Below are 11,546 nucleotides of genomic sequence, written 5' to 3' on the forward strand. Positions count from 1 at the left end.
CGCTCCGGCTGCGCCGTTGAAAAGCGTCGCGGCTGAAGCCGCTCCCACAGGACCACGCTCAGTTGCGCGACTGCAGCTTCGACAGCAGCCGCAGCATTTCCAGGTACAGCCACACCAGCGTCACCACCAGCGCAAACGCGCCGTACCATTCCATGTACTTCGGTGCACCCTGCTGCACGCCCGTCTCGATCATGTCGAAATCGAGGATCAGGTTCAGCGCCGCGATCACCACCACCACCGCGCTGAACGCGATGCCGATGCCGCTGCTGCCGTTGATGAAGCCCATCGAGTGGCCGAAGAAGCCCATCGCGAAGTTCGCCAGGTAGAGCAGCATGATGCCGCCGGTGGCCGCGACGATGCCGAGCTTGAACTTCTCGGTGGCGCGGATCAGGCCACTGCGGTAGGCCAGCAGCAGCGCGGCCATGGTGCCGAAGGTCAGCCCCACCGCCTGCATCACGATGCCGGGATAGCGCAGCTCGAAGATCGCCGACAGCGCGCCGATGAAGACGCCTTCCGCCAGCGCATACAGCGGCGCGGTGACCGGTGCCCAGGTCTTCTTGAACGCAGTGACCAGGCCGAGCACGAGTCCGCCGATCGCGCCGCCGAGCACCAGCGGTGCCATTGCCGGGATGCTGGCCACACCGCCGAACTGGCTCCAGCTGTACATCGCGCCGACCAGGACCAGGATCAGCAGGAAGCCGGTCCGGTTGATCGTGCCGTTGATCGTCATGACCTGTTCGCCATGCGCGACGACCGAACCGCTGGCGGCGTCGAGGAAGGTGTTCTTGTTGAGTGCCGGGTTGCCGCTTTGCATGAGATGAACTCCCGTGAGATGCCGACCATCGTAGCCGCCACGGCGCGGGCTTGACAGTCGCCCTGCGCCGATACGCCACATGCCGCCGCGCGCACGGCTGCACCCGCGCGCGAAAACTACGCGACAATGGGACCTTGCCGAATCCCGCGGAGTTCCGATGAACCCTTCCACCCTGCGTATCGCCACCCGCAAGAGCGCGCTGGCACTGTGGCAGGCCGAGCACGTCGCCGCCCTGCTGCGCGCCGCACATCCGGGGCTGACGGTGGAACTGGTGCCGATGAGCACGCGCGGCGACGAGATCCTCGACCAGCCGCTGGCCACCATCGGCGGCAAGGGGCTGTTCCTGAAGGAGCTGGAGGTGGCGATGCTGGAAGGCCGCGCCGATCTGGCCGTGCATTCGCTGAAGGATGTGCCGGCCGAGCTGGAGCCCGGATTCATGCTGCCGGCGATCCTGCCGCGCGCGGATGCGGCCGATGCGTTCGTCAGCAACGATCATGCGGACTTGGCCGCCCTGCCCGACGGCGCCCGCGTCGGCACCTCGTCATTGCGTCGGCAGGCGCAGCTGCGGGCACTGCGTCCGGATCTGGAACTGCTCGACCTGCGCGGCAATGTCGGCACCCGTCTCGGCAAACTCGACGCCGGCAACTACGACGCGATCGTGCTGGCCTGCGCCGGTCTCGAGCGCCTCGGCCTGGCATCGCGCATACGCTCACGGCTGGCGGCACCGGATTGGCTGCCGGCGCCGGGCCAGGCGGCCATCGCGATCGAATCACGCACCGACGCAGCGGCCGTGGCGATCCTGCTGGCGGCGCTCGACGATCCCGACACGCGGCTCACGGTCAGCGCCGAGCGCGCCATGAACCAGGCACTCGGCGGCAGCTGCACGGTGCCGGTCGGCGCCTGGTGCATGCGGAGCGAACATGGCCTGCACCTGCGCGGGCTGGTCGGCAACGCGGCCAGCGGCCAGCTGTTGCACGCCGAAGCCAGCGCACCCGTCGACCAGGCCATGGCGCTGGGCCACCGTGTCGCCGCGGCATTGCTGGAACAGGGTGCCGGCGACTTGCTCGGTTCCTGACGCGCGGTGCGGAATGCGACTTTTGTGGGAGCGGCTTCAGCCGCGACGACCCCTCTGCGCAAAAACAGGCAGAGCCAAAGGTATCGCGACTGAAGTCGCTCCCGCAGCCAAGGACAGGCTGACTAGAAGCTGTAAACCAGATTGGTCGTGGTCAACGTATCGGTCTTCTTGACGCCCGGCAGCACATCGCTGTTATGGCGGACCTGGAAACCGACCTTCAGCGCCAGCTTCCTGGTCATGCTGACCGCCAGACCTGCATCGTTCTGCAGATAGGTATTCTTCGAGCCCGCTTCCATCAGCAGCGTATCCTCGAACGCGGTATTGGCGGTGAGCTTGTACTTGTAGTTGATCAGGCCGCGGGCGACCAGCTCGCTCTCGGTCGGCTGTTGCTGCGGCACCAGCACGCCGCCGACGACCACGTCGACGTCGGCCGGGCGGTAGCGTTTGTAACCCGGACCGATTTCGAACGACAGCTCGTTGCGTTCGTCCTTCAATGCGATGTAGCCGTAACCGAGCGAGACGATGCCCTGCCACAGGTTGGCGCCGAAGTCGTCGTGTTCGTAACGGGCCGCACCGACAATGTAGCTGCGCGGGTCCAGCTTGTAGCCGACCGAGGCACCGCCGTCATAACGGTTGGCGGTGGTATTGAACTGCTCGACGGTATTGCCGGCCGAGTCGACCACTTTCTGCTGGCTCTTCGAGCGCAGTGCGTCGACGAAGAAACTGTTCTTCCACTGCTCGTTTTCCTGGTTCAGGCCGAGCTTGGCATTGATGTTCTGCGAACGCGAGTTGCCGGTGGCCGAGGCAAAACCGAACTCGCCCGAACCGCTCCAGCCACCATGATTGCTGGCCGTGTCGGTGGTGTCCTGCGCCTGCGCGGCGAAGCTCGCAAACGCCGCCAGCAGCAATCCGGCGATCAGGGTCTTTTTCATCGGGGACAATCCATGATGTTAAGTAATAGTAAGTCGGCTACCTTAACGGGATGCGTTGAACTCGCAATGAACGGTGCTCACAAAACCGGCAGTCGGGGCGATGATGCACGGACGACTTGCGGCCCTCACAAGCCGCCGCCATGCTAAGCAACGCCCCCTGACGATGCCGACGAAACCATGGATCGCTACGAACGCATACTGACCCTGCACCGCCTGTTGAAGTCGGCGCACTACCCGGTTCCGCTCTCGCGCCTGCTCGCCGAACTGGAATGTTCGCGCGCCACCTTGTACCGCGACGTGGCTTTCCTGCGCGACGCGCTGGGCGCACCGATCGAAAGTGCCGGCATCGACCAGGCCGCCTTCCGCTACGAGGTGGGCGAGGGCGAGAAATTCGAACTGCCGGGGCTGTGGCTGACCTCCGACGAGCTGGCTGCGTTGCTGGCTCTGAACGAGCTGATCAGTCGCTCCGGTCCCGGCGTGCTCGCGGGTTCGCTGGCGCCGTTCAAGGCCCGCATCGAAGGCCTGCTGACGGACCAGGGCAGCGGCAAGGCGTTGCCGATCGAGCGCATCCGGGTGATCCCATGGGGTGAACGCAAACTCGACCAGCAGGTATTCCGCATCGTCGCCGGCGCGGTGCTGGAGCGCAAGCAGCTGCGGTTCCGCTATCGCGCCCGCACCACCAATGCAGACAGCCACCGCACCGTGTCGCCGCAGCGGCTGACCCATTACCGCGACAACTGGTACCTCGACGTGTGGGATCACGACCGCGAGGCGCTGCGCAGTTTCGCGGTCGACCGTATCGCCGATGCACACGCCCTGGACGCCGAAGCCGTCAATGTCGGCGAGAGCGACCTCAACGACCTGCTCGCCTCCAGCTACGGCATCTTCGCCGGCAAGCCGAAGGCCTGGGCAACGATCCGCTTCTCGCCCCACGCCGCCCGCTGGGTCGCCGACGAACACTGGCATTCGCAGCAGAAGGGCGAGTGGCTGCCCGACGGCAAGTACGAACTGAAAGTGCCCTACTCCAACTCGAAGGAGTTGCTGATGGACGTGCTCAAGTACGGCCCGGATGCGGAAGTCATCGCCCCGCTGTCGCTGCGCGAGGAGATGAAGATCCTGCTGCAGCTGGCACGGGACAGCTACCTCTGAGCCGGGATTCGGGATTCGTCAGGGCATGGCCCACGGGATTGCTGGTGCTTTGCCCAATCCCGGCTCTCACGGATGAAACGGCCAGAACACCGGGATCAGCCACATCGACAGCGCGCAGAAGATCAGGATCAGCGGTATGCCGACTTTCATGAAATCGGTGAAGCGATAGCCGCCGGCGTAATAGACCATGGTGTTGGTGGGGTAGCCCACCGGGGTGGCGAATGACGTGGCGGCGGCGAATGCCACCGCGACCACGAACGGACGCGGGTCCACGTGCATGGCGTGTGCGACCGAGGCGGCGATGCCGACCATGAGTACCACCGACGGGTTGTGGCCCATCAGTTCGGTGAGCAGGGCTGTCAGCAGGTACACCATCAGCAGCGCGGCCAGCGGACCGTGCGGGCCGACGAGGTCCAGGCCCAGGTGGACGAGGATCTGCGACAGGCCGCTTTTCTCGATCGCGATGCCCAGCGGAAGAATTGCGCCGAGCAGGATGATGATCTTCCAGTCGATGCCTTCGTAAACGTCTTTACGGCCAAAGCAGCCGGTCATCGCCATCGCGATGGCGCCGGAGATCGCCGCAACCGGAATCGGCAACCAGTGCATGCCCGAGACGATCACCACGGCAGCCATGATCGCCGCGGCATACCACGCCTTGCGCGAGGTGCGATGGGACTCCTCGCGTTCGCTCAGCACCACGAACGCCTCGTCGTTGCGCAGGTTGGACATGGCCTTCTCGTCGACCAGCACCAGCAGCACGTCGCCCACCGCCAGGCTGACATCGCTCAGTTTGTCGCGCAGCAGCTGGCCGCGGCGGTGGATCGCCAGCGCCACCGCGTCGTAACGCCAGTTGAGGCCGGTCTCCTCCAGCCGGCGGCCTTCCATCGGGCTGGCGGGCGCAATCATCAGCTCGACCATCACGCGCGGGTGGCCGGCGCCCTGCACGTAACGGCTGTCCGGTGCATTGCGCAGGCCGGCGCGGCGCTGGAAATCCTCGATCTTCTCCCAGTCACCGCGTATCAGCAGCACGTCGCCCACGGCGATTTCCTGGCTGCGCGGCGACCACATGCGCTTCTCGCCACGCAGCAGCTCCAGCGGGTAGATGCCGAAGCGCTCGCCCAGCCTGGCGTCGGCGATGCTGCTGCCGAGCAGCGAGGATTGTTCGGTCACTTCCAGTTCGGTCACGTACTTGCCGATGTCCTCCTGCTCGGGCGCCTGCGCATCCACCTGGCGCGGCAGCAGCCAGCGGCCGATCAGCATCAGGTAGACGATGCCGACCACGGCCAGCACGACACCCATACGGGTGAACTCGAACACGCCGAAGGCCGGCATGCCGTGCTTCTGCGCCAGGCTGTCCGCCAGCAGGTTGGAAGACGTGCCGATCAGCGTGCACACGCCGCCCATCTGTGCGGCATAGGCCATCGGCATCAGCACGCGCGCCGGCGAGGTGCGCGTGCGCTGGCACACGCGCAGCGCCAGCGGCAGGAAGGTGGCGACCAACGCGATGTTCTTGATGAAGGCGCCCAGCGGCGCGATCGCCAGCATCAGCGCCAGGGTCAGCACCCACGGTCGCTTGATCCGCATCAACTGCCGGGTCAACGGTTCGAGTGCGCCGGAGCGTTCGATGCCAAGGCTCAGCGCGAACATCGCCGCCACCGTCACCGTGGCTTCGTTGCTGAAGCCGCTCAGCGCCTCGACCGGGCTGACGATGCCAAGGATCACCAGCGCCGCCAGCACCAGCAGCGCGACCAGGTCGATGCGCAGCTTCTCGCTGGCGAACAGGCCCATTGCCGCGACGATCACCGCCACCGTGGCCCACGCCTGCCAACTCATCCGCAAGCTCCGCGGGAGATCGGCGCAAGTGGCACGCAGCGAGGCAGCGGGTCGATCGAAGGCATCCGTGGCTCCAGGTTTGTGTCGGTAGAGTGGGAGCTTGGTTTCTGCAGTCGAGGCTCCTAGGCTTCATCCTAACCGGCCGCCGCCTCCCGGGGCGACGTCCGGCACGGCTCGCGCGGCGCGCACCGCTGCGATGAGCGGCAACGCAGGCACTTGTGATCGAAGGTTCACCATGACAGCTGACGATATTTCCGTCCCGGCGACACCGCCGGAACCGGCCGCCGAAGCACGCCAGCCTACCGTGGCGCTGGCACTCGGTGCCGGCGGCGCGAAGGGGCTGGCGCATATCGGCGCGATCGAGGAGATCGAGGCGCAGGGTTACCGGATCACCGCGATCGCCGGCACCTCGATGGGCGCGCTGATCGGCGGCGTGTATGCGATGGGCAGGCTCGACATCTATCGCGACTGGGTCTGCACGCTGGCCAGACTCGACGTGTTCAAGCTGCTCGACTGGACGTTTTCCGGCGGTGGCCTGATCAAGGGCGAGCGGATCATCGGCACCCTGCGCGACCTGATCGGCGACATCCGCATCGAAGAGCTCCCGCTGGCCTTTACCGCGGTCGCCACCGACCTCGATCGCGAACGCGAAGTCTGGCTGACCCGCGGCTCGCTCTTCGATGCGATCCGCGCCTCGATCGCGATCCCCACGGTATTCCGCCCGTATCACCTCGACGGCCGCCGGCTGGTCGATGGGGCGCTGCTGAATCCCGTGCCGGTGACGCCGTTGATCCGCGATCCGGCCGACTATCTGATCGCGATCAGCATGGACGGCCCCGCGCAGATGATGCCCGCCACGGTCGATGCCGGGGACGAGGACGAGGACGAACGTGGCTTTCGCCATCGCGTCGGCGAGTTTTTCGGGCGCATGCTTCCGCACAGCGAAGGCAAGCCGCGCGAGCCCGGTGCGTGGGACCTGCTCAACCAGTCGATGGATCTGATGCAGGCGAACCTGTCGCGCCTGCGGCTGGCCGCGTACGAACCGGACCTGCTGATCCAGCTGCCGCGCAACATGTCGACCGCGTACGAGTTCTACCGTGCGCGCGAGCTGATCGAGTGCGGGCGCGAGCAGGCGCGCGAGGCGCTGTCCAACTGGCCGAAAACCGGAACGCCGCTGCGCCAGTCCTGAGTCCGGCCTCAACGCGGGCCGTGCGTGTGCAGCCAGTTTTCGAGATACGTCTTCAGCACGACGGCATTGTTGTGTTCCTCGTCGTGCGCGCCATAGAGCAGTGTGACCGTGTGCCGCGCCGCCCGTTCGGCCAGCGGCTGCCAGTGCGCGGCCAGCCCGTCCAGCTCGCTGGCGTAGCGGTGGCGGAAGCCATCCCATAGCGCCGGGTCATGCCCGAACCACTGGCGCAAGGCGGTGGAAGGGGCAAGTTCCTTCGCCCACAGGTCCAGCGGCACCGCTTCCTTCTTCAGCCCGCGCGGCCACAACCGGTCGATCAGCACGCGATAGCCGTCAGCCTTCGCGGCCGGTTCGTAGACACGTTTGATGGCGATGCTCATGAGAGTCTCCCGAAAGGAAGACAGCCAGCATACGGCCGCTGCGCCGTGGCGGGGTATCTCCGGGAGCTCTTGTGGGAGCGGCTTCAGCCGCGATGCCTTGCCCTGCAACGGAAGCGTCGCGGCTGAAGCCGCTCCCACAACAAGGCGTTACAGCTCTTCGACCCTGGTCACCTTGCCGCGGCGCATCAGCCAGGCCACGCCGCGCAAGTCGGCCAGGCCGACCCACAGGCGATCGAGCATGCCGTACTTGGACACGCCGGCCGTACGCGGGCGGTGGCCGACCGGCACGCTCTGGCTGGCGAAACCGGCGCGCTTGACCAGCGCCGGCAGGTAGCGGTGCATGTGGTCGAAATAGGGCAGGCGCAGGAAGACCTCGCGCTCGAACAGTTTCAGGCCGCAGCCGGTATCCGGGGTGGCGTCCTTCAGCATGCGCGAGCGCACCGCGTTGGCGACCTTCGAGGAAATGCGCTTGTTGAAGCTGTCGCGGCGAGTGGTGCGCCAACCGGCGAACAGCCGCGTTTCGGCCGGTGCCGCAGCGCGCGCGGCGAGCAGCTTGGGGATGTCGGCCGGATCGTTCTGGCCGTCGCCGTCCAGCGTGGCGATCCATGGCGACGCGGCCGCGCGCACGCCGTTCCACACGGCCGTGCTCTGGCCGCTGCGGGTGACGTGGTGGAGCACGCGCAGCTCCGGGTGCAGCGCCTTCTGCGCCGCCAGCACGGCACGGCTGTCGTCGCTGGAATCGTCGTCGACGTAGACGACTTCGTAGTCGACCTGGCCGCGCAGGGCGGCAGCGATCTCGGCCAGCAGCGGCGGGATGTTGTCGCGCTCGTTGAAGACGGGGACGACGACGGAGAGTTGCGGCATGGGGGAGGCCCTGACTATTTACGTGAACGTGAAGCGGGGAGCGAGGATTGAGTGGAGAGAAGTGGGAAACGGGAGAAATCATCCAGGCGCGGCGTACCCGCTCTCTCTCGTTTCTCACTTCTCTCCACTCGTTTCTGCCTTCAGCGAATCTTGCCGAGGATGCCTTCGAGCTCGTCGTTGCTGTGGTAGTGGATCACCAGCTTGCCGCGGCCGCCGCGGCTCTGCGCCAGTTCGACGCGGGTGGCGAAGCGTTCGGCCAGTTCGCGCTCCAGCGCGGCAATGTTCGGATCGTGCGGCGCAGCGCTTTTGGCCTTGCCCTTTGGCGCGGTCTGCGCGCGGCGCGCGGCTTCCTCCAGCTCGCGCACCGACCAGCCCAGGGTCGAGGCCTGGCGCGCCAGCGGCACGGCGATGGACTCGTCCAGCGTCAGCAGGCAGCGGGCGTGGCCCATTTCCAGCTTGCCGTCGTCGAGCAGGCGCTTGATCGACTCCGGCATCTCGGTGAGCCGCAGCATGTTCGACACCGACGCGCGCGAGCGGCCGACCGCGTCGGCGGCCTGCTGGTGGGTGAGGTCGAAATCATCGATCAGGCGCTTGAGCGCGTCGGCTTCTTCCAGCGGGGTGAGGTCCTGGCGCTGGATGTTCTCGATCAGCGCCATCGCCGGCACGGCTTCCTCGGACACCTTCTTGATCAGCGCCGGGATCTCGGCCAGCTGCGCGCGCTGCGCCGCGCGCCAGCGGCGTTCGCCGGCAATCAGCTCGTAGCTGTTCCTGCCCAGCTCGCGCACCACCACCGGCTGGATCAGGCCCTGCGCCTTGATCGAGGCGGCCAACTCGTCGAGCGCCTCGTCGTTCCAGTGCCGGCGCGGCTGGTACTTGCCAGGCTGGATCTGCTGGATCGGCAACATGCGCAGCTCGCCTTCCTGGGTCAGTACCGACGGTGCGGCATCGCCGTCGCCACCGAGCAGGGCGTCGAGCCCGCGTCCCAATCCACGTTTTTTCGCAGCAGCCATGTCTCAATCCTGATGGTTGGCGGCCGGCGCCTTGAGCGTCGGGCCGCTGTCGCCGTGCGCGGGTGCTGCCGCAGGCGGTTCGATGTCTTCGACCGGATCGACATGATCGGTGCGGGTCAGCGCGCGTTCGCGCCGGATGATTTCGCCGGCCAAGCCGATGTAGGCAATCGCGCCGCGCGAGCTGCGGTCGTACAGGTGGATCGGCTGGCCGTGGCTGGGCGCCTCGGCCAGGCGCACGTTGCGCGGGATGATCGAGCGCAGCACCTTGTCGCCGAAATGCTGGGTAAGCTGGGCGGAGACTTCATTGCCGAGGTTGTTGCGCACGTCGTACATGGTGCGCAGCAGGCCTTCGATCTCCAGTTTCGGGTTCAGCCGGTGACGCACTGCCTTGACCGTATCGAGCAGGCTGGACAGGCCTTCCAGCGCGAAGTATTCGCACTGCACCGGGATCAGCACGCCATCGGCCGCGGTCAGCGCATTGAGCGTGAGCAGGTTCAGCGAGGGCGGGCAGTCGATCAGGATGGTGTGGTACTTGTCCGCGACCTTCGCCAGCAGCTCCTTCAGCCGGTGCTCCCGCGCCAGCGCATCCATCAGCTTCAGCTCGGCCGCGGTGAGGTCGCCGTTGCCCGGCAGCAGATCGTAGTGCGCGTCGGTGGGCACGATCGCTGCGGCGATCTCCACCTCTTCCAGCAGCACCTCGCAGCCGCTCGACGTGATGTCGCGCTTGTTGATGCCCGAAGCCATCGTGGCGTTGCCCTGCGGATCCAGGTCGACCAGCAATACCTTGCGCTTCGCCGCGGCCAGCGCAGCGGCGAGATTGACGGCAGTGGTGGTCTTGCCGACGCCGCCCTTCTGGTTGGCGACAGCGATGATGCGGGCCATGGATACAGGGTTTTCCGTTCGCGAGGTGGGCTAGATTAGCATTGCGGCCCGGCCTTGCCTGCCCCGGCGGGGCTCGCCGACAGGCGGGCACGAGGTTGTCGTCGGTTCGCGGCTCGTTCGTTGCCGAGCGGAAACGCGATGACTCGCTGCGCTCGCCCCTCCCTCCATCCACGGCCCGTGACCATCCGCTCCAGGCCGTCGCATGCAAGCACCTCAGGTGCCGATCCGTGCCCCGTCGGTGGCGTCGAACAAGTGCAGGTGCCGGTGTGCCAAACCCAGCGGCACGAGGTTGCCGGGCTCGGGCAGGGCGTCCGGGGCGACCCGCGAGATCAGCACCAGCTCGCCGCAGCGCAGATTCAGGAAGGTTTCGTTGCCCACCGGTTCGAGCACCTCCAGCTGCGCGTGCAGCGCCGCTTCACCCGCGTCCCGCGGCTGCAGATGCTCGGGCCGCACGCCCAGCACCACCTCGCGGTCGATCCAGGCTTGCCAGGCCGGGTCGGCCAGGGTGTCGCCCAGCACCCATTCGCCGTACGCGCCCGCCAGCCGCCAAGTGCCCTGCCGGCGCAGCGTGCCGCGGATCAGGTTCATCGCCGGGCTGCCGATGAAGCCGGCGACAAACAGGTTGGCCGGCTTCTCGTACATCGCCATCGGCGTGTCGATCTGCTGGATCACGCCGCCGTCCAGCACCACGATGCGCTGGCCCAGGGTCATTGCCTCGACCTGGTCGTGGGTGACGTAGATCATGGTGGCCTTGAGCTGACGGTGCAGCCGCGCGATCTCCACCCGCATCGACAAGCGCAGCTTGGCGTCCAGGTTGGACAGCGGCTCGTCCAGCAGGAACACCCTGGGGTCGCGCACCAGCGCCCGGCCCAATGCAACGCGCTGGCGCTGGCCGCCGGACAGCGCGGCCGGGCGCGAGGCCAGCCGCGCTTCGAGCTCCAGCGTCTTCGCCGCCGCGGCCACGCGCCGGTCGATATCGGCCTGCTTGTGGCCACGCAGCTTCAGGCCGAAGCCGAGGTTCTCGGCCACTGTCATGTGCGGGTACAGCGCGTAGTTCTGGAACACCATCGCGATGTCGCGGTCCTTCGGCGCCACCTCGTTGACCACGCGGCCGTCGATGCTGAGCGTGCCGCCACTGATCGATTCGAGCCCGGCGATCATGCGCAGCAGGGTGGTCTTGCCGCAGCCGGACGGCCCCACCAGCACCAGCAGCTCGCCGTCGGCGATCTCGAAACTGGCGTCGGCCACCCCGACGTGACCGTTGGGGTAGACCTTGCGCAGCTGGTCCAGACGCACGGCAGCCATGGACATCTCCTGTGGGTTGGCCACGACGGCCGCCATCGCCGCAGCATGCACTTGTCTGCACATCGGCGAAACATTCGGCTATTCTGCCGATGTAATCGTTTACATCAAGCACTTTG

The 11,546-nt window shown here is 66.8% G+C and carries 11 protein-coding genes; 3 read left to right on the forward strand and 8 right to left on the reverse strand.

Translation table 11 applies throughout. The annotated features are described in order from the left end of the window. Positions 1–58: 58 nt before the first annotated feature. Entirely contained in the window at positions 59–814 is a 756-nt protein-coding gene (locus tag CIW53_RS09840) for a Bax inhibitor-1/YccA family protein (protein ID WP_149364551.1), read from the reverse strand. Positions 815–971: 157 nt separating this feature from the next. On the opposite strand from CIW53_RS09840, the gene hemC reads away from it, so the two are divergent. Continuing rightward, positions 972–1,889 carry a hydroxymethylbilane synthase gene (gene hemC, locus CIW53_RS09845; RefSeq protein WP_149364552.1) on the forward strand — a complete coding sequence of 306 codons (918 nt, stop codon included), beginning with the start codon at positions 972–974 and terminating at the stop codon, positions 1,887–1,889. Positions 1,890–2,011: 122 nt separating this feature from the next. Here hemC and CIW53_RS09850 read toward each other — a convergent pair whose 3' ends face one another. Continuing rightward, positions 2,012–2,821: a DUF481 domain-containing protein gene (locus CIW53_RS09850; RefSeq protein ID WP_149364553.1), complete on the reverse strand. Its 810-nt coding sequence runs from the start codon at positions 2,819–2,821 to the stop codon at positions 2,012–2,014. Between the two features lie 177 nt (positions 2,822–2,998). On the opposite strand from CIW53_RS09850, the gene CIW53_RS09855 reads away from it, so the two are divergent. Next, on the forward strand, positions 2,999–3,970 hold the full coding sequence (locus CIW53_RS09855; protein WP_149364554.1) for a YafY family protein: 972 nt from the start codon (positions 2,999–3,001) through the stop codon (positions 3,968–3,970). A 66-nt stretch (positions 3,971–4,036) separates the two neighbouring features. Here CIW53_RS09855 and CIW53_RS09860 read toward each other — a convergent pair whose 3' ends face one another. After that, the gene (locus tag CIW53_RS09860; protein ID WP_149364555.1) at positions 4,037–5,803 is read right to left on the reverse strand and encodes an SLC13 family permease; all 1,767 of its coding nucleotides are present in this window, start codon (positions 5,801–5,803) and stop codon (positions 4,037–4,039) included. A 235-nt stretch (positions 5,804–6,038) separates the two neighbouring features. Here CIW53_RS09860 and CIW53_RS09865 point away from each other — a divergent pair, with 235 nt between their 5' ends. Beyond that, positions 6,039–6,992, forward strand: coding sequence for a patatin-like phospholipase family protein (locus CIW53_RS09865; RefSeq protein ID WP_149364556.1), 954 nt, complete (start codon positions 6,039–6,041; stop codon positions 6,990–6,992). 8 nt (positions 6,993–7,000) lie between these two features. Here CIW53_RS09865 and CIW53_RS09870 read toward each other — a convergent pair whose 3' ends face one another. The 5 genes from CIW53_RS09870 to ugpC all read right to left on the reverse strand — a co-directional run bounded on the left by CIW53_RS09870 (position 7,001) and on the right by ugpC (position 11,430). Continuing rightward, positions 7,001–7,369, reverse strand: a complete 369-nt coding sequence (locus CIW53_RS09870; RefSeq protein ID WP_149364557.1) for a DUF488 domain-containing protein — start codon at positions 7,367–7,369, stop codon at positions 7,001–7,003. A 147-nt stretch (positions 7,370–7,516) separates the two neighbouring features. After that, the gene (locus CIW53_RS09875) at positions 7,517–8,233 is read right to left on the reverse strand and encodes a glycosyltransferase family 2 protein (RefSeq protein WP_149364558.1); all 717 of its coding nucleotides are present in this window, start codon (positions 8,231–8,233) and stop codon (positions 7,517–7,519) included. A 140-nt stretch (positions 8,234–8,373) separates the two neighbouring features. After that, the gene (locus CIW53_RS09880) at positions 8,374–9,243 is read right to left on the reverse strand and encodes a ParB/RepB/Spo0J family partition protein (protein ID WP_172969633.1); all 870 of its coding nucleotides are present in this window, start codon (positions 9,241–9,243) and stop codon (positions 8,374–8,376) included. Between the two features lie 3 nt (positions 9,244–9,246). Beyond that, positions 9,247–10,125 carry a ParA family protein gene (locus tag CIW53_RS09885; protein WP_149364559.1) on the reverse strand — a complete coding sequence of 293 codons (879 nt, stop codon included), beginning with the start codon at positions 10,123–10,125 and terminating at the stop codon, positions 9,247–9,249. Between the two features lie 213 nt (positions 10,126–10,338). After that, positions 10,339–11,430, reverse strand: a complete 1,092-nt coding sequence (gene ugpC / locus CIW53_RS09890) for a sn-glycerol-3-phosphate ABC transporter ATP-binding protein UgpC (RefSeq protein WP_149364560.1) — start codon at positions 11,428–11,430, stop codon at positions 10,339–10,341. Positions 11,431–11,546 lie beyond the last annotated feature (116 nt).

It is taken from the genome of Rhodanobacter sp. T12-5 (assembly GCF_008329435.1).
In the GTDB taxonomy this organism is placed as follows: domain Bacteria; phylum Pseudomonadota; class Gammaproteobacteria; order Xanthomonadales; family Rhodanobacteraceae; genus Rhodanobacter.